The sequence below is a fragment of the Hymenobacter terrestris genome (assembly GCF_013377905.1).
In the GTDB taxonomy this organism is placed as follows: Bacteria; Bacteroidota; Bacteroidia; order Cytophagales; family Hymenobacteraceae; genus Hymenobacter; species Hymenobacter terrestris.
Genome location: NZ_JABKAV010000020.1, coordinates 29,895 through 54,047, shown reverse-complemented (window position 1 = coordinate 54,047; position 24,153 = coordinate 29,895). Strand labels below are relative to the sequence as shown.

Genomic DNA, 24,153 nt, shown 5'->3' with positions numbered 1-24,153 from the left:
CGGAGGTGCCTATCGGACCACTAGGCGCGAGTACCGTACTGTACCGCCCAGCTCCCGGGCAATGGCCTCCAGCTCCTGCCACCCCTCACTGACCCCGCCCAGCGAAGTACTGCGCCGCACCGTGGTAAGCTGGCTCGGCGTACCCACCACCGAAACGGACTCGGAACGCCCACGTAGCGTCAGTTGATGGCCCCGGACTACGGCCGACACGCTCAGGCTGCTGGTGCTACTGAGGGGGTTGAAGGCGGTGGTGAGGGCCAGCAGGTTTATATCACTGTGCGCAAACGGGTAGCCCCGGTCGGTGAGCACCTGCGCCACGCGTTGCCAAGCCGCCACCCCTTCCTGTGGCAGCTCTACAACCAGCGTGTTGTCCTTCTTATCAGCGGTCAGATTCCCCGCCGGGGTTGCCTGCGCAAAAACAGCCGGGCTGGTCAGGGCCAGCGCGGCCGCGAGTAGAATGCTTTTCATGTGCAGAAAAAGTAAGGGTGGAGGATTGGCCCGAAGCCGCGGGCGAGTGGGCAAAAATCCAGCCGATTCTTCCTGGTCCTACTCGGCCAGCACCACCTCGGCCAGCAGCGGAAAATGGTCGGAGCCGATGCCGGGCAGCCGCTCCAACTTGGCTACCCGGAACTGTTTGGTTACAAACAGGTGGTCGAGGGGCCAGCGCGTCATCCAGATATGGGCATTAAACGTGCTGAACAGCCCCCGCCCCAGACGTACGTTCTTCAACTCGCCGCTGGCCTCGAACATGCGGGTAGTATGCGACCACGAAACGTCGTTGAAGTCGCCCAGCACCAGTGCCGGACCAGGGTTTCGCTCTATCTGCTGGCCAACTTGCAGCAGTGCCAGGTCGGGCGTGCTAAGGCTGGTGGGGTGACTGCTGGGCACCGGCGGCGTGGGATGCACGGCGTACAGGCGCACCAGTTGGCCGTTGGGCATGCGCACATCGGTGATGATGGTAGGCACGTTCTGTTCCTGGAAGTTGTGCACTCGATGATTCAGCAGCGGCAGGCGCGAGTAAAGCGCCATGCCATAGGTATTGGGCCGGGGCAACTCGATGAAATAGGGATAGGTGCGGCGCAGCGGGCGGAGCGCATTTACCCAACGCTGGTCGGTTTCGAGGGCCAGCACCACATCGGGGCGCTGCTCGTCTATAACAGCCAGTAGCAGGTCGGCGCGGTTGTTTTTCTGCAGCACATTGGCTTCGAGCAGGCGCAGGCGGGCAGTGGTCTCGGCCACTTGGGCGGCGGTGGCATCGGGCACGGGCCGCGGGGCTAGCGGCAGGTAGGGCACCAGAAAATACGACTGTACGGCTGCCCCCAGCAAGCTTAAACTCAGTACCGCACGCCGGGCACCCTGCCGCTGCCGTCGCCCTAGCCACAACAGCAACCCCAGCCCCACCAGCGCCGCTACATGCACTAGCAGCAGCTGGAAGCGCGGGAAGTCGAGCAGCTTCAGCCACCAGACCTGGGCCGTAAGCAGGGAGGCAAGCGTAATAATGAGCGCCAACACACTAGTAACAAGCAAGGTATTGAGCAGAAGCTGTTGTAGGCGAGCCATAGAAAGGGAAAGAAGATGACAGGAGTACAGCCTTTTTACGGCCGGCTGACCAAAGAAGTCTAGCAACTCCGGTGGCGGCCAGCATCCGGACGGGTATATTGCCTCCATGATTCGCCTTGCCCCCGCCCTGCTTTCGCTGCTGCTGAATGCCTGCTCGCAGCAGCCCGCCGAAACCCTCCGCCCACCCGCCCCCACCGGTCCGCCGGCCATTGCCGTGCAGAGCGCTCCGGCCCAAGCTACCAGCCGCTTTCCCGAAACCTTCGAGGCCGGCACCAAGGGCAGCTACGCCACCGCCACTGAAACGCTGGGCACGGGCGCCTGGCAGCTCACCGAGGCCCTAATCGGCGCTTCCGATCAGGACCATAAGCGGGGAGCCCGCGCGGCCCGCCTGCGCACCGGCGGCCGCCTCACCATGACCTTCGACGCTCCGGCCGGCGTGCAGCTTATTCGCATCAGCTCGGCTGCCTACGGCCAGGATGCGGCCAGTACCTGGGAGCTGTGGGGCAGCCAGGATGGCGGCCGTAGCTACCGCCGCATCGGCCAGCCCGTGCGCACCCAGGGCCCGCGCCTGCTTACCACCACCTTCGAGGGCGGCAGTGCCCGCAGTCTGCGGCTGGAAATCCGCAAGACCGACGCCGGTTCCGGCCGCCTCAACATCGATGACATCGGCCTCGAAACCGGCGCTGGCGCCCCCGTGGCCGGCGGCCCGGCAACGCAGCCCGGCCCACCGTCGGCTCCGGCTCGCAACCCTGCTCCTTCTCCCCAGTCGCCCGTTTCTCAGCCCGACGACAATCTGGCCCTCGGCAACCCCAGCGGGGCCACGGCTTCGCTGAACACGCCCAACAACTACCTGCTCACGCGGCCCCAGTACGCGGTGGGCTACCATGCCCGTCGGGGCACGCCTACCTGGGTGAGCTGGCACTTGGGCGCCGCCGATATGGGCAGCGCCCCCCGCCAGGACGATTTCCGGCCCGATCCGGCCCTGCCCCGGCAGTTTTACGCCGCCACCTCCCGCAGCTACAGCGGCTCGGGCTTCGACCGGGGCCACAACTGCCCCAGCGCCGACCGCACCCGCACGCTCGACGACAACTCGGCTACCTTCCTGATGACCAACATGATTCCGCAGGCCGCCAACAACAACCAGCGCACCTGGGGCAACCTCGAAGAATGGACCCGCGCCCAGGTACAGCTCGGGCAGGAAGTGTACATCATCATGGGCAGCTACGGGCAGGGTGGCACCGGCCTGCAGGGCTTCAAAACGACTATCGATGAGGGCCGCATAACGGTGCCGGCCCGCGTCTGGAAGGTGCTGGTGGTGCTGCCCGCCGGCTCCAACGACCTGCAGCGCATTGCGTCCGGTCAGGCCCGCATCTTGGCCATCGACACGCCCAACGACCAGCAGGTGAGCCCCGACTGGAGCCGTTACCGCGTCAGCGTCGATGCCCTGGAAGCCGCCACCGGCCTCGACCTGCTCTCGACTCTGCCCATAGCCGCGCAGGAGCGGCTGGAGGTGCAGATAGACAGCGGGCCCGTGCGGTAGAAAGTGGCGGGCAGCTCGTAGCCGTTAGAAAAGAACGTCATGCTGAGCGGAGCCGAAGCATCGCTACTGCTTCTCCATAATATTCAACGAAGCGGCAGAGATGGTTCAACTCCACTCAGCATGACGTTCTCTCTTCCCCCTCCCTTCTCCCAAAACAGACTCGCCCACCAATAGCCCATGCCCCATACTCGCCAAACCTACCGCTGGGCGGTGGCGGCCTCCTTTGCCGTGCAGGGGCTATGCTTTGCCTCCTGGGCCTCCCGGATTCCGGCGGTGCAAGCTCGGCTGGGTTTGTCGCCGGCCGAGCTGGGCGGGGTGCTACTGGCGCTGCCGGTGGGCTCGTTGGGTACGCTGCCGCTGGCGGGCTGGCTCGTGAGCCGCTTCGGGAGCCGCCGTGTGGTGCTGCTGGGCATGCTGCTTTATGGTTTAGGGCTGCCGCTGTTGGGGTTGGCCGCCACCGTGCCCCAATTGCTGGCGGCGCTGGTGCTGTTTGGGATGGCCGGGGAGCTGGGCAACATCGGCGTCAATACCCAGGCCGTGGGCGTGGAAGCGCTGTACGGGCGCTCCATCATGGCTACCTTTCACGGACTCTGGAGCCTTGCCGGCTTTGCGGGGGCCGGGCTGGCTGTACTGCTGGTTGGGCAGGGAGTCGGGCCATTGTACCACTTTGCGGGAGTGGCGCTACTCGTGCTGCCCGCCCTGCTGCTGCTGGCCCCACGCCTGCTGCCCGCCGATGCGCCCCGTCCGCCCGGTGCCCCGCTGCTGGCCCTGCCCGACCGCCCGTTGCTGCTGCTGGGGGTGCTGGCGTTCTGCTCGCTGCTATGCGAGGGTACCATGTTCGACTGGAGCGGCGTGTATTTCCGGCAGGTAGTGCAGGCGCCCGAGGCCTGGGTGGGCCTGGGCTTCGCCGCCTTCATGGCCCTGATGGCCACCGGCCGCTTCGTGGCCGACTGGTTTATTGACCGCTTCGGCCGCCGCCGCACGCTGGTGCTGAGCGGGCTGCTGGAGGCCACCGGGCTGCTGCTGGCCGTGGCTTTCCCAACGCTGTGGGCGGCTACGCTGGGCTTTATGCTGGTGGGCCTGGGCACGGCGGCAGTGGTACCGCTGGTGTACGGAGCGGCGGGCCGCTCGACCACCATGCCGGCGGGTATGGCGCTGGCAGCCGTTACCACCGTTGGGTTCACAGGTTTTCTGCTGGGCCCGCCGCTTATCGGCTTCGTGGCCGGCCTCAGCAGCCTGCGCGTTTCCTTCGCCCTTATTGCTATAATGGGCCTGGCCGTAGCCGCGCTGGGCCGAAAGGTGGCCTGATGGAAGTCTCGGATTGACAGTCAGAAGCCGGCACATATGGCCACCGGCCGCTGCCAGGGCCCTAAACTACCGGAGCCGACAACCAGCCATCCGACGCGGGTAAGCAGGTTGTAGTGCAGGTTTCGGTAGAATGCCGGGCAAGCCTTTACTTTTGACTTTCATCCCTTGATGCCCCCGGCTTATGGCTTCCGAAAACATCTACACGCCCCGCCAGCAGTATGTGCTGCTGATTGTGTGCCTTGTAGGCCTGGCAACGCTGATTCTGCTGGGGCTGGGCTCCTACATTACGGCGTTTCTGGGGGCCGGGGTGCTCTATGTAGTGTTACGGCCCTGGTTTGCGGCCCTGGTGCACCGCCGCGGTTGGAACCGGCAGCTGGTAACGGCCGTGCTGCTGGCGTTTTCCGTGGTCGTCATTATTATGCCCTTCACGGGGTTGGTGCTGATGCTCGTCAACCGCATCCGCCTCTACGCCCAGGACACGAGCCAGATTATGACGGTGCTGCACCTGATCGAGCAGAAAACCGGCTACCAGTTCACCACCGAAACTAATGTGCGCGAACTGGTGCAGCAGATAGTGGCCTGGCTGAGCACCCGCATCCCGTCGCTGGCCAGCGGGCTGCTGCACTTTCTGGTCGTCATTGGCCTGATGCTATTCACGCTTTACTTTATGTTCGTGCAGGAAGAAACCTTTCTGCGGGGCCTGCGCCGCTACCTGCCCTTCCGCGAGGGCACGCTGCAGGAGCTGGGCGACGCGCTGCGCAACACGGTGAATGCCAACGTGCTGGGTCAGGCACTCATTGCGCTGGTGCAGGCCTTGCTCACGCTGCTCACACTGCAGGTTTTCGGGGTGAAAGACGCGCTATTCTGGGGTACGCTGGCATTTTTCACGGCCTTTATTCCGGTGCTGGGCACGCCGTTGGTGTGGGGTCCGGCGGCCATCCTCAAACTGGCCCAGGGCGATACAGGCCAGGGTGTGGGCATCCTGCTGGTAGGCGTCATCGTCATCATCAACATCGATAACCTGCTGCGCATCTTGCTGGCCAAGCGCATGGGCGACATTCACCCGCTCATTACGCTGGCCGGGGTAGTGCTGGGCGTCGAGCTATTCGGGATTTTGGGCCTGGTGATGGGGCCGCTGTTGCTCTCCTACCTCATTGTGCTGGTAGGCGTGTTCGAGCGTGAAAACCATATCCTCAAACGGTTCCAGTCCGAGCCCACTGGGCCCGCTACTGCCACCCCAGCGCCAACGTCGCCGGAGGAAGGTATGCAAGAGCCACAGCCATTCTAATCAACCGCAGCAAAAAAGGCTGTAGGGACGCGAAGGGTCGCGTCTCTACAGCCTTTTCACAGATTCGTAAGCTGCTCTAGGTTTCGGTGAGCACCGTTTTGAAGCCCTGCAGCTGGCCCCCTTCGCCCGCGCCGAGCACCAGCACCGGCACCTGCGGGCCTTTGCCGAAGCGGTAGACCTGCGTGCCGCTCAGCTCCTGCTTCAAAAACATCTGTAGCTGCTTGAAGCGGTTGGCCGTTTCAGCGCTGCCGGTTACCCCATCGTCGGCGGTGTGGTTGCGCAGGAAGTAGGTCAGCTCCTGCCGTTCTACGGGCGTGCCGGCGGGTACTCCGGCCAATTTGGCCAGCGCCTCGTCGGTAAGGCCGCCAGCTGGGGCCGCGAAGCTCACCGCCGTCAGCGGCGCCTCCGATTCGCTCATGTAGGTGAGGCCCTTGGTCATTTCATGCAAGGGTCCCGAGGGTGCGTCATCAGCAGCCGAGGCGTCGTCGGGAGTTGGAGCCTGGAAAGCATCGGGCTCAGAGGCTTCCACCGTTTCGCGGCCGCCTTTAGTGTCGCGCGGGTCGGCGGGCATTTCGGGTGTGCCGGACACCACGGTGGGCACCTGGGCACCGATGGCGGCGGCCAATTCGTTCATACGCCGCTCGTCTACCTTTATTTTGGGGTTGGCGAAGTTCATGTCGGCCACCTTGTTCATCGGAATCAGGTGGATGTGGGCGTGGGGCACTTCGAGCCCGATAACGGCCACGCCCACGCGCTTGCAAGGCACCGCGGCCCGCACGCCGGCCGCCACGCGCTGGGCAAACAGGTACAACGCCGCCAGTTCGGCCGGCGGCAAATCGAAGATATAATCCACCTCCCGCTTCGGAATAACGAGCGTATGCCCCTCCACGAGCGGCGTAATATCCAGGAAAGCCAGGTGATGCTCGTCTTCGGCAACCTTATAAGCAGGCAGTTCGCCGGCCACGATACGCGAAAAAATGGACGCCATATTTTTTTGGAAAGTGAGAAGTGGAGTATGACCGTTTTGAATGCTACGGCGGTAAGTCTACGAACATAGCGCAAAAAAGAAGAGGTGAGGCCCAAACCGGGTCTCACCTCTCACATCTGATTTCTCGCCTCTGACGAAGCTAGCGGCTGATTTCCAGTACCTGAAATTGCAGCTTGCCAGCCGGCACCGTTATTTCGGCCGTTTCGCCAACCGATTTACCCAGCAGGCCCTTGCCAATGGGCGACTTAACGGAGATTTTACCAGTGGCCAGATTGGCTTCTTCCTCGGCTACCAGCGTGTAGTCGAGCACCATGTTGTTTTTGAGGTTTTTGAGCTTCACCTTACTCATAATGAGCACCTTGCTCAGGTCGAGGTTGGTTTCGTCGAGCAGGCGGGCGTTGCCTAGCACTTCTTCCAGCTTGGCAATTTTCAGCTCCAGCAGGCCCTGGGCGTCCTTGGCGGCATCGTACTCGGCGTTTTCGCTCAGGTCGCCCTTGTCACGCGCCTCGCGCAGGTCGTCGGCGGCCTTGGCCCGGCCCCTGATTTTGAGGTCCTGCAGCTCGGACTTGAGCTTCTGTAGACCTTCGGGCGTATAGTAGTTGATGGTAGACATGACATGGGTGGAATTAGCTCAAAAAAATAAGGAGAACGGCCAGCGTGGCTGGCCGTTCTCCCCTTGGTAGGTGCAGGCAAATATACGAAAATCGGCGACTCTCTGAATGCGGGCCGGTGCAATGTCAATCAGAGTACCGCGAAGAATCTTGCGACCTGACGTTGCAACAGTCGTGCGATGAATTCACGCAGAATCTTTCGCGGCGCTCTGAACAATGTTTCTACTCGCCTTGCAAACCCTCAGCCTCTCCCCTCTTGTAAAAACGCCGCCAGCTTGCGGGCCAGCACGGCATTAATGCGCTCATAGCTCTGGACCGTCCAGCCGCCGATGTGGGGCGCGAGCACCACGTTGGGCGCCGTGCGCAGGTACTCGAAGCGGGCCTGTTGCTCGGCATTGAGAGTGGCGAGCTTCTCGTTTTCGAGCACGTCGAGGGCCGCACCCCTGATTTGGCCGGTGCGCAGGCGGCTCACCAGCGCGGCATGGTCGAGCACTTCGCCCCGGGCCGTGTTCAGCAGCCAGATGGCCTTCGGGAAACCGGCCAAAAACTCCTCGTTCACGAAATGATGGTTGGCCTTCTCGTACGGAATGTGCAGGCTCAGCACCTCGGCGCGGGCCTGCAGCTCGGCCAGCGGCACCAGCGTGGCGTACGCATCGGGCGGGCAGGCGGGTTCGTGGTCGTGGGCCAGCACGGTGCAGCCGAACGCGCTGAGACGGCGCGCAAATGCCCGGCCCATGTGCCCGTAGCCCAGCAGACCCACGGTTTTGCCGCCCAGTTCCTCGCCCCGGTTGGCCTCGCGCTGCCACTGCCCGGCCCGCACCTCGGCATCGGCCCGCGGCAGGTGCCGAAACAGGGCCAGTAGCAGGCCAATGGCGTATTCGCCCACCGCGTCGCGGTTGCCCTCGGGGGCATTCAGCAGCGTTACGCCCGCATCGGCCAGAGCGGCTTCATCAATATTATCGACTCCGGCCCCGGCGCGGCACACGTAGCGCAGCTGCGGGCCGTGGGCCAGCAACTCGCGCGTGACGCGCAGCTTCGAGCGTACCACCAGCCCCTCGTATGGGTGGGCGGCCAGGGCAGCCGGTACCTCGGCGGCCCGCAGGTCGGGGCGGTAGTGCAGCGTCAGGCCCAGTGGCTCCAAGTACGCCGGCAGGCTGGGGTGCATTTCGTCGACGACGAGGCAGAGAGACATCTTTTTCGGGTAAGAATGGCGGTTGGCAAACGATTGAACGAAGGTATTGCAATCTGACCCAACCAGCCGCCGGAGTGGGCTTCAGGTACCACACGGCCACCCGTCAGGAAGCGGCCTGATTTTGCGCGGGCTCCCCTCCTTTTCACGTATAGCCCAATCGATCATTTAATACCTTTAGCCCGCCACTACTGGCTTTATTGCTTACCCCAGCCCTTATGAAACACGCCTTTACTCTGGTTCTGCTACTCGCACTGGCAGCCTGGGGCCCTTGGCAGGCAGCAGCGCAAACGGCGCCCGATGCGGCCGCGGTGCCCGACTCCGCCTGGAAGAAAAGCTTCACCTCAACGCTTAACTTTCAGCAGGGCCTGCTCTCGTCCAACTGGCGCGGCGGCGGCGTTAGCTCGCTGGGGCTAAACGCCTCCATTAATGCCAAAGCCGATTATCAGCAGGGCATTCACAGTTGGGATAATCAGGCCGATTTGCTCTATGCCTTCGTTTCGAACAAAGGCCAGGGCTACCGCAAAAGCCTCGACCGGATTTACCTGGACACCAAGTACGGCCGGGCAATAAGCCCGAACTGGGACATGTTCGTCTCGCTGAATCTGCTCACCCAGTTCGCCCCCGGCTACAAGTACTCCGACGATGCCAACGGCCGGCAGCAGGCGCAGTTGGTATCTTCCACCTTCGCGCCGGCTTTCATCACGGCGGCCTACGGCTTCGAGTACCACCCCACCAGCTACTTCAAGCTGCGCCTCTCGCCCTTCGCCCCACGCCTGACGGTGGTGAGCCGCCCCGAGCGGTTTGTGGCCGCGCTGGGCGAAAAGCCCTACGGCGTAAACCTGGGCCACTCCACCCGCTTTGAGGTGCTGGCCGCCCAAATTCTGGCCGATTTTGACAAGGACATTGCCACCAACGTGAACCTGAAGGCCCGCTACCTGCTGTTCGTCAACTATGGTTCCGACTTCGCCCTGCGCCGCATCGACCACCGCCTCGACGCCAGCCTCACGGCCAAAGTCAACCGCTATGTCAATGTGGCCCTGACCGGCATCATGCTTTATGATTATGACCAAGACACCGCCCTGCAATACAGCCAGGGCCTCACGCTGGGCCTCATCTACTCAGTGCAGAATTTCCAGGAGAAGAAGTAGCAAGGCATCCAAGACGGTGTAGGGGCGAGACTTGCCTCCGCCCCTACACCGTCTGACAAGCAACACTGGTAACTTTACTCGCTCTTGTTCGCCGCCACGCGGTTGGTCAGGTCCACGAAGTCGGCCACGCTGAGCTGCTCGGCCCGCAGGTCGAACACGGCATCTGTTGTGGTTTCGGGGGGCATGCCGAACGGCTTGAGGGCGTTGCGCAGGGTTTTGCGACGGGTCTGGAAGGCCTGTTTTACGACCCGGAAGAACAGCTTTTCGTCGCAGGCCAACTGCACGGTGTCGTTGCGGGTGAGGCGGATAACGGCCGACTGCACCTTGGGCGGCGGGCTGAACACGTGCGGAGGCACCGTGAACAGGTAGTCAATGGTGTAGAAAGCCTGGAGCAGCACGCTCAGGATGCCGTAGGTTTTCGAGCCCGGGCCGGTGGCCAAGCGGTCGGCTACCTCCTTTTGCAGCATGCCCACGCTCTCGCGCACCAGCTGACGGTGGGCCAGAATCTGGAAGTAAATCTGGGTGCTGATGTTGTATGGGAAATTGCCGATGATGCTCAGCGGCTGCTCGCCGTAGAGCGCCGTCAGGTCCATTTTCAGGAAGTCCTGGGAGTAAATCCGGTCCTCAAGGGCTGGGTAGTGCTTCTGCAGGTAGGCCACTGAGTCGCGGTCGATTTCCACCACCGCGGTTTCGTACTCCGGGTGCTGCAGCAGTGTCTGGGTAAGCACGCCCATGCCGGGTCCAATTTCAAGCACGTGCTTCACGCCATCGGGCAGGCGCAGGGCCTCCACAATGTTGCGGGCAATGTTGGGGTCGTTGAGAAAGTGCTGACCGAGGTGCTTTTTGGCTTTAACGGAATCCATTTGGGCTTAGTGAGTGGCGGAGGAGCAGGCAGTATGGGTAGGAGCCCGCAATAGAAAGGATTCCCGCCATGCTGAGCCAAGGCGCAGCCGCAGTCGAAGCATCTCTACCGCAATGGTATTCTTAACGTCAGCCTAGTTTAGCAACGAGGCAGTAGAGATGCTCCGACTCCGCGAACGGCAGATGAAGCATGACGTTATTTCAATCCTTAAACTCCTAAACTTCCTACCTTCACGGCCAAAGATACGCCGCGGCCGGTCGTTTCGGCCGGTGCTTCATTCCAGTTCTATCCCGCCCATGTCCCTGACCTTAGCCTACGCCGCCGATTTTCCCGCCATTGCCAGCACGGTCTTCATTCTGCCCGCCGGCACCACCGAGCTGCCCGTAACGGCCGCCGCCGACCTGCCCGAGGCCGCCCGCCAGTACGTGGCCGCCCAGCTGGCCGCCGACGAGAAGCTGGTCGTTGTCAACCAGTACAGCCACCAGCACTATTATATAGTAGCCGAGGAAAAGAAGACGTCGGCTTTGGGCCTGGAGGCGTTGCGCAAAGCCGGCCACAAGCTGCACGCCCGCCTCAAGGCCGATAAGGTGGAGGAACTGTTCATCTGCAACCTCACGCCCGCCGGCGCTTCGCTGGCCCTGGCCGAAGGCATCGCCCTGACCGCCTACCAGTTCGCGGGCTACAAAACCGACGAGAAATCCAAGCAAGCCCCCACCCTGCAGCGGCTCACGCTGGTCGGCCCCGATTTATCGGAGCAGAAGGTGGCCGAGCTGGCGGGCGTGCTGGAGGGCGTGTACCTGGCCCGCGACCTGGTAAACAAGCCCTACAGCCACCTCAACGCCACCCAACTGGCACAGCAATTCGAGAAGGCCGGCGAGGAAGCTGGTTTTGAGGTGGAAGTACTGGACCTGGTACGCATTGAAGCCCTGCGCATGGGTGGCCTGCTGGCCGTAAACCAAGGCAGCCCCGAGCCGCCCACGTTCACTATTATGGAGTACAAGCCGGCCGGCGCCACTAATGCCAAGCCAATTGTGCTGGTAGGCAAAGGCGTGGTGTTCGACACCGGCGGCCTCAGCCTCAAGCCCACGCCCAACAGCATGGACATGATGAAGTGCGATATGGGCGGCGCAGCCGTAGTAGTAGGCGTACTCACGGCGCTGGCCAAAAACAAGGTTCCGCTGCACGTAATCGGACTGGTACCAGCCACCGACAACCGCCCCGGCGGCCCCGCCCTGGCCCCTGGCGACGTAATTACTATGTACAGCGGCCTGAGCGTGGAAGTGCTCAACACCGACGCCGAAGGTCGTCTGATTCTGGCCGACGCCCTAGCCTTCGCTAAGAAATACAACCCCGAGCTGGTGATGGACTACGCCACGCTCACCGGCTCGGCCGCCCGCGCCATCGGCATCGAGGGCATCGTATACATGGGTACTGCCGACGAGGAGGTGATGGCCGACCTGAAGAAAGCCGGCAACACCACTCACGAGCGTCTGGTGGAGTTTCCGCTCTGGGATGAGTACGCCGACCACATCAAGAGCCCCATTGCCGACATGACCAACCTGGGCAAGGCCGAGGCCGGCGCTATTTCGGCCGGCAAGTTCCTGGAGCGCTACGCCGAGGGCTATCCTTGGGTCCACTTCGATATTGCTGGACCTGCCTTCCTCACCGCCCCCGATTCGTACCGCGGCAAAGGCGGCACCGGCACGGCAGTCAGGTTAACGTATGAGTATCTGAAAGGCCGGGCGTAGTATCAGAACGACGGGGGAAATAACGGTGTCATGCTGAGCTTGCCGAAGCCTCTCTACTGCAACGCTAATCCTGACGACTGCAATAAAACGGTAGAGATGCTTCGACTTCGCTCCGCTGCGCTCAGCATGACACCGTTATTTTTGCCCAGCCCACCAAAGACTGCCTAAGCACTAACAACGAAGCACTAAGCTCCAAATAAAGAATGCTCCCACGAATTGGTATTTCCGTCGGTGACCTGGCCGGTATCGGGCCCGAAGTCATCTATAAAACCTTTCTCGACCCACGCCTGCTCAAGTTCTGCACGCCGGTAGTGTACGGCACGGCCGCCGTACTCTTCGACGACTTCCCCGCCGACCCCAACCACGAGCCGCTGCGGTTCCGGCAGGTGCGCGAGGCGGCCGACATTGCTCCCGGCAAGCACAACGCCGTGAGCTGCTGGGAAGATGACGACGTGCAGCTCACGCCCGGCCAGCCCAGCGCGGCCAGCGGCGCAGCCGCCCGCCAAAGCCTGCTCGCCGCCGCCCGCGACCTTAAGGCCGGCCTGCTCGACGGCCTCGTTACGGCCCCTATCAGCAAGGAAAACACCCAGGCCGACGACTTCCGCTTCCCCGGCCACACCGAGTTCCTGACCAGCTTTTTTGAAGCCAAAGAGAGCCTGATGCTGCTCGTAGCCGACGAACTACGGGTGGCCACCGCCACGGGCCATATCCCGCTCAAGGATGTGCCCGCACGCCTTACCAAAGAGTTGCTCACCAATAAGCTCCGGATTCTGCTGGCCTCCCTGAAGAACGACTTCGGCATCGAGAAGCCGCGCGTAGCGGTGCTGGGCCTTAACCCCCATGCCGGCGAAAACGGCCTGCTCGGCACCGAGGAGGCTGCCGTGGTAACGCCCGTTATTCAGCAGCTGCTCCAGAGCGGCCACTTGGTGTTCGGCCCCTACCCCGCCGACGGCTACTTCGGCACTGGCCAGTACAAGCAGTTCGACGCTACCCTGTCGCTCTACCACGACCAAGGCCTGATTCCCTTCAAAACCCTGGCCTTCGAGCGGGGCGTCAACTACACGGCCGGCCTGTCCGTCATCCGCACCTCCCCCGACCACGGAACCGCCTACGGCCTCGCCGGTCAGTTCAAAGCCGACGAAACATCGTTCCGCGAAGCCTTGTACCTGGCCTGCGAACTGGTAAAATACCGCCAGGCCGAAGCCGAAATCAAACCTCTTATCCCTAGCCCTGCTCCGCGCGACAGGGGTAGAAGGGAGTAGTGGACGGTGACAAGAGTGGTTATGTAGAGTGTGGAGGAACGTCATTCAGAGCGCAGCGAAGAATCTCGCTCGTAATCGTCGGACTGACGGTACCGAACATGAGCACGCGAGATTCTTCGCTGCGCTCTGAATGACGTTCCTCCACACTCCATCACCTAATCACCCCTTTTTCGAAACTTTCTTTCCAAAATCGAAAGTTTCTTTGCGAATTCAGAATTGCTCTTTACCTTTGCAGTAGAAACGCCGGAACCACTAGGCTCCGGCGTTTTGCTTGCCTAGTGGCTATCAGCGTAACTACATGCTCCTCCAGACTCCCATTGACTACCGTACTGCCCTGCGCCGCCTCGATGCGCTGGCGGCCGCGGGCGTGGAAGGCAACGAGGTGCTGGAGACTGAGTTTCGCACCCTGATTGCGGCCCTCGATATCTACGAAGGCAAGCTAGGCCTGCTCCCGATTCCGAACCTGCCCACCTCGCTGGCCGAGATGATTGAGCTCAAGCGTCAGCAGATGCGCCTCAAGCAAAAGGAGTTGGCCGAGCTGCTCGAAGTGCCCGCCGGGCGCCTCTCGCAGATCCTGAGCGGTAAGCGCCGCGTAACGCTCGACTTAGCCAAACGTCTGTATGAGCGGCTGGGGATACCTTCGGATTTCATTTTGAAAAACGCCTGACCCCGCCCCGCACCACCTTGTACATACCGGGCAAAAGTGCCTACTTTTGCCCCCTTGCCACTACCTCCCGTGAAAAAGGATTCGCCTACTACCATCAACATAGCCCGGCTGGCCGATAAAACGCACCACTTCGAGTTCACGCTCGATAGTGCCTTTTTCGAGCAATTCGATCAGGAGCTGATTCCGGACGGCAACGTGCATGTGGACGTAACGCTGCATAAAACCGAGCGCCTCATCACGGTTGATTTCGACCTGAACGGCACCGTACGCCAGGTGTGTGACCGGAGTCTCGACGACTACGACCAGGACATTAAGGCGCACGAGCAGCTGCTGGTACGCTTCGGCGACGAAAACAAGGAGCTCGACGACAACGTGCTGCAAATCACGCCCGACGCCCAGACTTTGCCGCTGGCCCAGCACCTGTTCGACTTTGTAGGGCTGGCCCTGCCGATGAAGAAGCTGCACCCGCGTTTCCAGAACGAGCCCGACGACGAGCCCGACGCCAAAACCAAGCTCATCTTCACGACCCGCGGCGAGGATGCCGCCGACGATGAGGATGAATCTGACCCGCGCTGGAACGCCCTCCGCAACCTCAATTAGGCGTTAAGTCCGCCTGAGTTTTTACTTTTAAATTTTTCCATTTTTTCACTGTTTTCTTCTCATGGCTCATCCTAAACGCCGGACCTCCTCCGCCGCCCGCGACAGACGTCGCAGCCACTACCACCTCACTCCCAAGGCCGTAACCCTTTGCTCGAATACGGGCGAACTGCACCTGCGCCACAAGGCCTACGTAGTTGACGGTGACCTGTACCTGAATGGTAAAGTTGCCATCAAGAACTACGCTCCCGTAGCCGCTGCCGCCCCGCTCGACAGCGACGACGAATAGCCTTCCTTTTTTAAGCTGATAGCTGATAGCTGTTAGCTGTTAGCTTTTGCCAAAACAGAAGCTAACGGCTAACAGCTATTAGCTGACAGCTCAAAAATTTTCGACCCTCTTGACTTTTCTTTCATGAAGATAGCCCTGGACGCAATGGGAGGCGATTTTGCTCCCCAAGCCGCCGTCGATGGGGCCGTGCTTGCCGCTCAACAGCTGGCAGGCAAGGCTCAGATTGTGCTTATTGGTCAGGAGGAAGCCGTGCGGCCGTTGCTGACCGCGCACGGGGCCGCCGCCGAGGCCCTTATGCTGGTGCCTGCTTCGCAGATTATTGAGATGGGCGAGCATCCTGCCAAAGCCTACCAGCACAAGCAGGATTCGAGTATTGCTGTGGGCTACCGCATGCTGGCCACCCGCGAGGTGGAGGCATTCTGCTCGGCCGGCAACACCGGGGCTATGCTTGTGGGGGCTATGTTCAGCGTAAAGGCTGTGCCCGGCGTGCTACGCCCGGCTATTGCCAACTTCGTTCCCAAACTACACGGCGGCACCTGCATCATGCTCGATGTGGGCGCCAACGCCGACTGCAAACCCGAAATGCTGGAGCAATTCGGCGAGCTGGGCTCCTTGTATGCCCAGTATGTGCTGGGCATCGAACGGCCCAAAGTTGGCCTGATGAACCTGGGTGAGGAAGAAGGCAAAGGTACGGCGGCCACCCAGGCGGCCCACCAGTTGCTCAAAGTCAACCCGCACATCAACTTCATCGGCAATATCGAGGGCCGCGACCTGTTCAACGAGAAAGCCGACGTCATTATCTGCGACGGTTTTACGGGCAACGTGCTGCTGAAAATGGCGGAGTCGGTGTACGATGCGCTGGTTGACAAAAACTTCCACGACCCGTTTTTCGAGCAGTTCAACTACGAGTCGGTGGGCGGTTCTCCCATCTTGGGCGTTAACGGCAATGCCATTATCGGGCATGGCGTGAGCACGCCCAAAGCCATCTGCAATATGCTGCTGCAAGGCTACCAAATGGCCACGGCCGGCATTGCCGACCAAATTAAAGCTACTTTCAAGTCCTGATTTTCGGCTTCGTCCGGTTTCCTTTGGGGAGGCCGGACTTTTTGCGGGCCGTATCTCTTGTCTCTTTGCTCCACTCATGAAGATTACCGCCGCCATTTCCGGGGTGGGTGCCTACGTGCCCGACTACGTGCTCACCAACCAGGAACTGGAAACTTTGGTTGATACGACTGACGAGTGGATATTGAGCCGCACGGGTATTCAGGAGCGGCACATACTGAAGGGCGAAGGTCAGGGCACCTCGGTGATGGGCGTGAAAGCAGTGGAAAATCTGCTGGCTAAAACCGGTGTGGCCGCCGCCGACATTGACCTGATCATCTGCGCCACCACTACCCCCGATTTAGTATTTCCGGCCACGGCCAACATTATTTCGGCCGCCGTGGGTGCCACCAAGTCATTCAGCTTCGACATGCAGGCAGCCTGCTCGGGCTTTATGTATGCCTTGGCCACCGGGGCGCAATTCATTGCTACCGGCACCTACAAAAAAGTGGTAGTGGTGGGGGCCGACAAGATGTCGAGCATCATCGACTACACCGACCGCTCCACCTGCATCATCTTCGGCGACGGAGCCGGGGCCGTTTTGCTCGAACCCAACCACGAGGGCCTAGGTTTGCTCGACCAGGAGCTGCACTCCGACGGCAACGGCGAGCAGTACCTGCACCAGAAAGCCGGGGGCTCGCGTCGCCCTCCTTCGGCCGAAACCGTGGCCAACCGGGAGCATTACGTGCATCAGGAAGGTGCGGCCGTGTTCAAGTTTGCCGTAAAAAACATGGCCGACGTAGCCGCCCAAGTATCGGAGCGCAACGGCCTCACGGCCGAAACCATCGACTGGCTCGTGCCTCATCAGGCCAACAAGCGCATCATCGATGCCACGGCCCACCGCGTGGGTATCGGTCCCCAGAAGGTGATGCTCAACATTCACCGCTACGGCAACACCACCAACGGTACCATTCCGCTCTGCCTCTCCGACTACGAGCAGCAGCTGCGCAAAGGCGACAACCTCATCATCGCCGCCTTCGGTGGCGGCTTCACCTGGGGCGCGCTCTACCTGAAATGGGCATACGATGGTGCCGCCGGCACAATTAAAAATTGAGAATCAAAAATTGGCTGGCTGCCCGCTCAAAAAGGGATAGTTAGTCAATTCAACCCTCTCAATTTTTACCTTTTAATTTTTAATTCAGAAAATGGCCACCACCGCAGATTTCCGCAACGGGCTCGTAATCAACTACAACAACGAGCTGCACGTCATCACCGAATTTCAGCACGTAAAGCCTGGTAAGGGCCCTGCTTTTGTGCGCACCAAAATGCGCAACATCAAAACCGGCCGCACCCTCGATAACACCTTCAATGCGGGGGTGAAAGTTGAAACGGCCCGCGTGGAGCAGCGCCCCCACCAATACCTGTTCAAAGACGATTACGGTTTCACGTTCATGGACAATGCAACCTTTGAGCAGGTGGTGCTGCCCGAGGCCATGGTGCCCTTCGCCGATTTGATGAAGGAGGGCCAGGAAGTAGGTATCCTGTTCCACGCCGAAACCGAGCAGCCCCTCACGGCCGAGCTGCCGACTACCGTGGAGCTGGTGGTAACCTACACCGAGCCCGGCCTGAAGGGCGACACGGCCACCAACACGCTCAAGCCCGCCACCGTCGAGACAGGTGCACGCATTCAGGTACCCCTATTCGTTGATACCGACACCAAGATTCGGATTAAAACCGCCGACTACAGCTACGTAGAGCGGGTTAAGTAACGCACGTCAACCATCCACCGGCTACCCTTTCTCCCTCTGCCATGAAAGCCCAAGAACTCCAGGACCTGATTGATTTCATCGCCAAATCGGGCCTTAACAAGGTCAATATCGAAACCGAAGAGTTTAAAATTTCGGTACAGCGCGACCCCAGCACCAAAACCGTGACGATGGCCGCTCCGGCTGCTGCGCATGCCCCGGCGCCTGCTCCAGCTGCTGCCGTTCAGGCGGCTCCGGCTGCTGCTCCCGCTCCTGTTGCCGCCGAAGCACCCGCTCCGGCTGCTAGCAGCGCCACGCCCCTGAAGTCGCCGATGATTGGCACGTTCTACCGCAGCAGCACCCCCGAAACGCCGGCTTTCGTGCAGGTAGGTGATATGGTGGAGAAAGGCCAGGTTATCTGCATCATCGAGGCTATGAAGCTCTTCAACGAAATCGAAGCCGAGCAGTCAGGTCGCATCGTGAAGGCGCTGGTGGAAAACGCTTCGCCTGTTGAGTACGACCAGCCGCTGTTTCTGATTGAAGCGGTTTAGACAATTAAAAATTAAGAATTAAAAGTTAAAAATGACTTACCTCATGATTATCGGGCAATGTCATTTTTTCAACTTTTTGATTTTCCCCTTTTAATTTTTAATTGACAAACCGTGTTCAAAAAAATACTGATTGCTAACCGGGGCGAAATTGCGCTGCGCGTGATACGGACCTGCAAGGAAATGGGCATCAAGACGGTGGCCGTATACTCAACGGCCGACAAGGAGAGCCTGCACGTACGCTTCGCCGACGAAGCCGTGTGCATTGGCCCACCACCCTCGGCCCAGAGCTACCTGAGCATTCCGACACTGATTGCGGCCGCCGAAATCACCAACGCCGACGCTATCCACCCGGGCTACGGGTTCCTGAGCGAAAACGCCGAATTCTCGCGCGTGTGCCACGAAAACGGCATCAAGTTCATCGGCGCTTCGCCCGACATGATCAACCGCATGGGCGATAAGGCTTCGGCCAAAGCCACTATGATTGCCGCCGGTGTACCCGTGGTGCCTGGCTCGGTGGGTCTGCTCGAATCGGTGGAGCAGGGCAAGCAGATTGCCGCCGAAATTAAGTACCCGGTCATCATTAAGGCTACGGCCGGTGGTGGCGGGCGCGGCATGCGCATCATCAACTCGGAAGACGAGTTTGAGAAGGCCTGGAACGACGCCCGCACCGAGTCGAAAGCGGCTTTCGGTAACGACGGCATGTACTTGGAGAAGTTTGTGGTGGAGCCCCGCCACATCGAAATTCAGATTTGTGGCGACCAGTTCGGCCACGTCTGCCACCTCTCGGAGCGCGACTGCTCGATTCAGCGGCGCCACCAGAAGCTGGTGGAGGAAGCTCCCTCGCCCTTCATGACCGATGATTTGCGCGAGCGGATGGGCGCGGCAGCCATTGCCGGCGCTTCGGCTATCGGCTACGAGGGCGTGGGCACCATTGAGTTTCTGGTGGACAAAAACCGCGACTTCTACTTCATGGAGATGAACACCCGCATTCAGGTGGAGCATCCCGTGACGGAGGAAGTGGTGAACTACGACCTCATCAAGGAGCAGATAAAGGTGGCGGCTGGTATCCCGATTTCGGGCGCCAACTACTTCCCGCAGATGCACGCCATGGAGTGCCGCATCAACGCCGAAGATCCCGCCAACAACTTCCGGCCTTCGCCCGGCAAAATCACGACCCTGCATATTCCGGGCGGCCACGGCGTACGGGTAGATACGCACGTGTATGCGGGCTACCAGATTCCGCCCAACTACGACTCGATGATTGCCAAGCTCATTACCGTAGCCCAGAGCCGCGAGGAGTGCATCGTGAAAATGAAGCGCGCCCTGAGCGAGTTTGTGGTAGAGGGCGTGAAGACGACCATCCCCTTCCACTTGGCCCTGATGGACAACGAGCTGTTCAAAGCCGGCGACTTCACGACCAAATTCCTGGAAGACTCCTTTGACTTTTCGCAACTGCAGTAACCAACACAGCTACCCACCGCAGTAAAAAGCTGGGCTGCTTCACTTGCATGAAGCAGCCCAGCTTGCGTTTGAGCGAACCTGAATGCGGGTTATCCTACCGTTCCTTCCCTCCCCCCTGCTCGATTTCCGTTACCAGCTCGCCGTACCACTCCTCACCGTACTTACGAATCAGCGGCTCCTTGAGGAATTGGTAGATGCGCACGCCCAGGCTGGCCCCAAACGAGCAAGCGGGCGAGCAGATAGTCCACCGGTCATAGTTGAGGGCCTCGAAGCCATCGTACTTCGTGATGCGGATGGGGTACAGATGGCAGCTGATAGGCTTTTTGAAGCTGGTGGCCCCAGCCAGGTAGGCCTGCTCGATGCCGCACTTAAGGATGCCACGCTCGTCGTAGAGGGCGTAGGCACACTCCCGGTCGTTGATGGTGGTGGTGCTGAAGTCGCCCTCCCAGTCTTTGATGTAGCGCCCCTGCTGCTCGATGGCGGCGCGGCCGGCGTCGGTTAGGAAGGGTTTGATGTTCTCGTACTCCTGGTTGAGGATGTCCAGCTCCTCGGGCTCCAGGGGCGCGCCCAGGTCGCCCTCCACGCAGCACGCGCCCTTGCAGGCTTCGAGGTTGCAGACAAAGAAGTTGTCCCGAATATCGTCGGAGATAATGGTGTTTTGAATCTGGATCATGCGCTGGTTGGTTTCTGGCGGAGGTCCGCAGGAAACTCCACCGCAAAGATACCCGCAATTACCCCACCGACCAGAGGATTTGTTCCGTCAGCTCGCACTGGCGGTGGTGCGAGTACGTGGCAAATACCTCCTGCTGCCCCTGCCGGCCCAGGCGCTCCATCAGGCCGGGCTCCTGCAGCAGCCGGGCCACCGCTGCCCTGAAGGAGGCGTAGTCGCGCAGCTCGAACAGCAGGCCGGTGCGGTTGTCGTCGAGTAGCTCGCGGGTACCCCCGGCAGCCGCGCCCAGCACGGGTCGGCCCGCCGCCAGCGCCTCAATCGTTACCATGCCGTAGGTTTCGTTTACAGAAGCCGTGATGGAAATATCGAGGGCGCGGTAGGCTACTTCGGGCTGGGGGGTGAAGCCGCGAAGGTGTACCACGTCGGTCAGGCCCAGCGCCTGAATACGGGCTTGCAATGCGTCGGCGTAAGTATTGCCCTCGTTGCGGGTCGGCTCCCCTACCAGCAGCAGGTGCAACTGCGGAAACCGGGTGCGCAAATCCGCGAGTGCTTCCACCACAAAATCCTGGCCCTTACCGTCGTCGAGACGGCCGATGAGGCCCAGTAGCACGGCATCTTTGGGTAGCGTCAGATTCAGGCGGCGACGGGCTTTGGCGGTGGTCAGCTGCTCGTCGGCAAACTTCTCCAGCTCGACGCCCAGCGGCACTATATACAGCTTTTCGGGTGCCAGACGCGTTTTTTCGAGTACCTGCCGGGCCAGGCCGGGTAGTGGGGCCAGCCAGGCCGCCAGCGCCCGGTAGCGCAGCGTATGCACCAGTCCGCGCTTGGCCAGGCCCAGCTGCATGTGCTGCTGATATAGGAGGGGCAGCTTCGACAGGAACAGCTTCTGGCAGAGCACAGCTAGGCCCAGGTCGCCGTTGCGGCTGATGAGCAGCGCCCGCGTCCCGAACGCCCGCAACGCTGCGGCCAGCCGGCCGGCAGCCGGCACATCGAGGGCTTTCCAGGGGTTTCCGAGGGTTACGACAGTTACGCCCAGCTCGGCGGCGCGGGCGGCCAGCGGCGAGTTAGTGCAGGTTATCACCTGCACCGGCCAGCCCCGCGCCTGCATCCAGCCCGCAAACCGGGCCGTGTTCAGCTCCAGCCCGCCCCAGCTCTCCGACAGGCACAGGATGGAGAGCGGAAACGGGGCGCGGGCAGTGGCGTTCATGGCACGAAGGTACGCGGCCATTTCCATCCCCCGTCCGAAAGCCTTACCTTTGCTAACAAGCCAACTGCCTTAGTTTTCCGCTGCTGACTACCGAATATGGGACTCGATTATAACGCGCTACTGAACCCCTCGCAGGCCGCTGCCGTGATGCAGATTGAAGGCCCCTGCATGATTATTGCCGGCGCCGGCTCGGGCAAAACCCGGGTGCTCACCTACCGCATCGCCAACCTGCTCGAACAACAGGTCAACCCGTTCAATATTCTGGCCCTCACCTTCACCAATAAGGCCGCCAAGGAGATGCGCGCCCGCATCGAGAAGGTGGTCGGCCCCGAAGCTAAAAACCTGTGGATGGGCACCTTCCACAGCGTGTTTGCCCGCATTCTACGCTCCGAGGCCGATAAAATTGGCTACCCCCGCTCGTTCACTATTTATGATACCCAGGACTCCAAAACCCTAATCGGCCAGATTCTCAAGGAGCTGGAGCTGGACGATAAGATGTACAAGCCCAACATGGTGCTGAGTCGGATTTCGGGGGCCAAGAACAAGCTCATTTCGGTGCAGCAGTACCTCCAGGACCCGGTAATCAAGCAGGACGATGAGGCGGCCATGCGGCCCAAGCTGGGCGTGATTTACCAGCAGTACGCCAACCGCTGCTTCAAGGCCGGGGCCATGGATTTCGACGACCTGCTGTACCAGACTAACGTACTTTTCAAGGACCACCCCGACGTGCTGAACAAGTACCAGAACATGTTCCGGTACGTGATGGTGGACGAGTACCAGGACACCAACTACTCGCAGTACCTGATTGCCCGCAAGCTGGCGGCCAAGGAGCGCAACATTTGCGTGGTGGGCGATGATGCGCAAAGCATCTACGCCTTCCGGGGCGCCGATATTCAGAACATTCTCAACTTCGAGAAGGACTATCCCGAGCTGCAGGTGTTCAAGCTGGAGCAGAACTACCGCTCCACCCAGAACATCGTGAAGGCGGCCAACTCGGTTATCAAAAACAACCAGGCCCAGCTGCGCAAAGACGTGTTTTCCGACAACGAGGAAGGCCCGCTGATTGAGGTATTCAAGGCTTCTTCCGACAATGAAGAGGGCAAGCTGGTGGCTCAGAGCATCTATGAGGATAAGATGAACCAACATCTGTCCTACGACAATTTCGCCATTCTGTACCGCACAAATGCGCAGAGCCGGGCTATGGAAGAGGCCCTGCGCAAGCTCGGCATCCGGTACAAAATTGTGGGCGGCCTGAGCTTCTACCAGCGCAAGGAAATCAAGGATTTGGTAGCCTACTTGCGCCTCACGGTGAACCCCAACGACGAGCAGGCGTTACGCCGAGTCATCAACTACCCCAAGCGCGGCATCGGCGACACGACGCTGGCCAAGCTCATCAACGCGGCCGAGGAAGCCAACCACACCATTTGGGAGGTCGTCAGCAACGCCGATAAGTTTCTGCCCACCCGCACGGCCAACCCGATTGTCGATTTCTCAGAGAAAATAAAGGCCTACACCACCGTGGCGGCCAAGGAAGATGCGTTTGAGGCCGCCAAGTTCATTGCCAAGAACTCGGGCATGATTGAGGAACTGTACGCCGACAAGAGCATTGAGGGTCTGAGCCGTTACGAGAACATCCAGGAATTGCTCAACGGCATTAAAGCCTTCGTGGAAGACCCAGAGCGCGAAGACAAAACCCTCGGTTCTTTCCTGCAGGATATTGCCCTGGTGACGGACTCGGACCTCAAGGACGCGGCCCGGGAAGGCGAGCAGGTGACTATGATGACCATTCACTCGGCCAAGGGCCTGGAATTCCGCAACGTCTACATCGTGGGCTTGGAGGAAAACCTGTTTCCGAGCCAGATGATGATTACCTCGCGGGCCGATTTGGAGGAGGAACGCCGGCTATTCTACGTGGCCATCACGCGGGCCGAGAAGAAGCTAACGCTGAGCTACGCCACCTCGCGCTACCAGTGGGGCAACCTACGCAGCTGCGAGAAAAGCCGTTTCCTGGACGAAATCGACCCGAAGTACGTCGACTTCAAGTTCTCGGCTGGCCCCGGGCCCGACCGCGCCGGACCGGGCGAGTCGCCATTCGGCCACGTATTTGAGCGCCGCTCCAACCTCGTACCCCCGCCGCCCCGCAAGAACGCCGCCACCAAGTACGTGGCCCCCGCCGACTTTGTGCCTTCCGACACGAGCAAGCTGGAAGCCGGTCAGCGGGTGGAGCATCCCAAGTTCGGCTTCGGCAAAGTAACCAGCCTCGAAACCGTGCAGGGTTCCACCAAAGCCATTATCCAGTTTGAGGAAGTGGGCGAGAAAACGTTGCTGCTGAGCTTCGCCAAGCTACGGGTGCACTAGCCCGGTACTGTTGCTTTCTGGCTATCCTGCGCTTCTTTACGTTACTTTAAGGAAGCACAG

The 24,153-nt window shown here is 60.7% G+C and carries 23 protein-coding genes; 15 read left to right on the top strand and 8 right to left on the bottom strand.

What is annotated here, in order from left to right; genetic code table 11:
• Positions 1 to 9 precede the first annotated feature (9 nt).
• Both HW556_RS09195 and HW556_RS09190 read right to left on the bottom strand, forming a co-directional pair.
• On the bottom strand, positions 10 to 468 hold the full coding sequence (locus HW556_RS09195; RefSeq protein WP_176899729.1) for a hypothetical protein: 459 nt from the start codon (positions 466 to 468) through the stop codon (positions 10 to 12).
• Between the two features lie 78 nt (positions 469 to 546).
• A complete protein-coding gene (locus HW556_RS09190; RefSeq protein WP_176899728.1) occupies positions 547 to 1,560 on the bottom strand; it encodes an endonuclease/exonuclease/phosphatase family protein in 1,014 nt (337 codons plus the stop codon).
• Between the two features lie 106 nt (positions 1,561 to 1,666).
• Between HW556_RS09190 and HW556_RS09185 the strand changes: the two genes are divergently transcribed.
• From HW556_RS09185 to HW556_RS09175, 3 genes are all read left to right on the top strand, one after another.
• Positions 1,667 to 3,100 (top strand): DNA/RNA non-specific endonuclease, encoded by a 1,434-nt coding sequence (locus HW556_RS09185; protein ID WP_246289578.1) that lies wholly within the window; start codon positions 1,667 to 1,669, stop codon positions 3,098 to 3,100.
• 177 nt (positions 3,101 to 3,277) lie between these two features.
• Positions 3,278 to 4,408: an MFS transporter gene (locus tag HW556_RS09180; protein WP_176899727.1), complete on the top strand. Its 1,131-nt coding sequence runs from the start codon at positions 3,278 to 3,280 to the stop codon at positions 4,406 to 4,408.
• Positions 4,409 to 4,589: 181 nt separating this feature from the next.
• Positions 4,590 to 5,696 (top strand): AI-2E family transporter, encoded by a 1,107-nt coding sequence (locus HW556_RS09175; RefSeq protein WP_176899726.1) that lies wholly within the window; start codon positions 4,590 to 4,592, stop codon positions 5,694 to 5,696.
• Between the two features lie 76 nt (positions 5,697 to 5,772).
• Here the strand turns inward: HW556_RS09175 and HW556_RS18915 are convergent, their stop codons facing one another.
• The 3 genes from HW556_RS18915 to HW556_RS09160 form a co-directional block, all read right to left on the bottom strand.
• Complete coding sequence (locus HW556_RS18915) at positions 5,773 to 6,684, bottom strand: nuclease A inhibitor family protein (protein ID WP_176899725.1); 912 nt, start codon at positions 6,682 to 6,684, stop codon at positions 5,773 to 5,775.
• Between the two features lie 139 nt (positions 6,685 to 6,823).
• Positions 6,824 to 7,297 carry a transcription elongation factor GreA gene (greA, locus tag HW556_RS09165; RefSeq protein WP_176899724.1) on the bottom strand — a complete coding sequence of 158 codons (474 nt, stop codon included), beginning with the start codon at positions 7,295 to 7,297 and terminating at the stop codon, positions 6,824 to 6,826.
• A 239-nt stretch (positions 7,298 to 7,536) separates the two neighbouring features.
• Positions 7,537 to 8,487: an NAD(P)-dependent oxidoreductase gene (locus HW556_RS09160; RefSeq protein WP_176899723.1), complete on the bottom strand. Its 951-nt coding sequence runs from the start codon at positions 8,485 to 8,487 to the stop codon at positions 7,537 to 7,539.
• Positions 8,488 to 8,702: 215 nt separating this feature from the next.
• Here HW556_RS09160 and HW556_RS09155 point away from each other — a divergent pair, with 215 nt between their 5' ends.
• Entirely contained in the window at positions 8,703 to 9,635 is a 933-nt protein-coding gene (locus HW556_RS09155; protein WP_176899722.1) for a DUF3078 domain-containing protein, read from the top strand.
• A gap of 74 nt (positions 9,636 to 9,709) precedes the next feature.
• Here HW556_RS09155 and rsmA read toward each other — a convergent pair whose 3' ends face one another.
• Entirely contained in the window at positions 9,710 to 10,498 is a 789-nt protein-coding gene (gene rsmA / locus HW556_RS09150; protein WP_176899721.1) for a 16S rRNA (adenine(1518)-N(6)/adenine(1519)-N(6))-dimethyltransferase RsmA, read from the bottom strand.
• Between the two features lie 295 nt (positions 10,499 to 10,793).
• Between rsmA and HW556_RS09145 the strand changes: the two genes are divergently transcribed.
• The 10 genes from HW556_RS09145 to accC all read left to right on the top strand — a co-directional run bounded on the left by HW556_RS09145 (position 10,794) and on the right by accC (position 19,858).
• A complete protein-coding gene (locus tag HW556_RS09145) occupies positions 10,794 to 12,245 on the top strand; it encodes a leucyl aminopeptidase family protein (RefSeq protein ID WP_176899720.1) in 1,452 nt (483 codons plus the stop codon).
• Positions 12,246 to 12,448: 203 nt separating this feature from the next.
• A complete protein-coding gene (pdxA, locus tag HW556_RS09140; RefSeq protein ID WP_176899719.1) occupies positions 12,449 to 13,507 on the top strand; it encodes a 4-hydroxythreonine-4-phosphate dehydrogenase PdxA in 1,059 nt (352 codons plus the stop codon).
• A gap of 298 nt (positions 13,508 to 13,805) precedes the next feature.
• Positions 13,806 to 14,174 carry a helix-turn-helix domain-containing protein gene (locus HW556_RS09135; RefSeq protein WP_176899718.1) on the top strand — a complete coding sequence of 123 codons (369 nt, stop codon included), beginning with the start codon at positions 13,806 to 13,808 and terminating at the stop codon, positions 14,172 to 14,174.
• A gap of 54 nt (positions 14,175 to 14,228) precedes the next feature.
• The gene (locus tag HW556_RS09130) at positions 14,229 to 14,774 is read left to right on the top strand and encodes a YceD family protein (RefSeq protein WP_218136891.1); all 546 of its coding nucleotides are present in this window, start codon (positions 14,229 to 14,231) and stop codon (positions 14,772 to 14,774) included.
• 61 nt (positions 14,775 to 14,835) lie between these two features.
• Positions 14,836 to 15,060, top strand: coding sequence for a 50S ribosomal protein L32 (rpmF, locus tag HW556_RS09125; RefSeq protein WP_176899717.1), 225 nt, complete (start codon positions 14,836 to 14,838; stop codon positions 15,058 to 15,060).
• A gap of 123 nt (positions 15,061 to 15,183) precedes the next feature.
• A complete protein-coding gene (gene plsX, locus HW556_RS09120; RefSeq protein ID WP_176899716.1) occupies positions 15,184 to 16,125 on the top strand; it encodes a phosphate acyltransferase PlsX in 942 nt (313 codons plus the stop codon).
• 76 nt (positions 16,126 to 16,201) lie between these two features.
• Positions 16,202 to 17,215: a beta-ketoacyl-ACP synthase III gene (locus HW556_RS09115; protein WP_176899715.1), complete on the top strand. Its 1,014-nt coding sequence runs from the start codon at positions 16,202 to 16,204 to the stop codon at positions 17,213 to 17,215.
• A 91-nt stretch (positions 17,216 to 17,306) separates the two neighbouring features.
• Positions 17,307 to 17,870, top strand: coding sequence for an elongation factor P (efp, locus tag HW556_RS09110; RefSeq protein ID WP_116942825.1), 564 nt, complete (start codon positions 17,307 to 17,309; stop codon positions 17,868 to 17,870).
• 41 nt (positions 17,871 to 17,911) lie between these two features.
• The gene (accB, locus tag HW556_RS09105; RefSeq protein WP_176899714.1) at positions 17,912 to 18,397 is read left to right on the top strand and encodes an acetyl-CoA carboxylase biotin carboxyl carrier protein; all 486 of its coding nucleotides are present in this window, start codon (positions 17,912 to 17,914) and stop codon (positions 18,395 to 18,397) included.
• A gap of 111 nt (positions 18,398 to 18,508) precedes the next feature.
• Positions 18,509 to 19,858, top strand: coding sequence for an acetyl-CoA carboxylase biotin carboxylase subunit (gene accC / locus HW556_RS09100; protein WP_176899713.1), 1,350 nt, complete (start codon positions 18,509 to 18,511; stop codon positions 19,856 to 19,858).
• Positions 19,859 to 19,952: 94 nt separating this feature from the next.
• On the opposite strand, the gene HW556_RS09095 is transcribed toward accC, so the two are convergent.
• The gene (locus tag HW556_RS09095; protein ID WP_176899712.1) at positions 19,953 to 20,531 is read right to left on the bottom strand and encodes a DUF3109 family protein; all 579 of its coding nucleotides are present in this window, start codon (positions 20,529 to 20,531) and stop codon (positions 19,953 to 19,955) included.
• Positions 20,532 to 20,589: 58 nt separating this feature from the next.
• A complete protein-coding gene (locus HW556_RS09090) occupies positions 20,590 to 21,735 on the bottom strand; it encodes a glycosyltransferase family 4 protein (RefSeq protein ID WP_176899711.1) in 1,146 nt (381 codons plus the stop codon).
• A 96-nt stretch (positions 21,736 to 21,831) separates the two neighbouring features.
• Here HW556_RS09090 and HW556_RS09085 point away from each other — a divergent pair, with 96 nt between their 5' ends.
• Entirely contained in the window at positions 21,832 to 24,093 is a 2,262-nt protein-coding gene (locus HW556_RS09085) for an ATP-dependent helicase (protein WP_176899710.1), read from the top strand.
• The last annotated feature ends 60 nt before the right edge of the window (positions 24,094 to 24,153 follow it).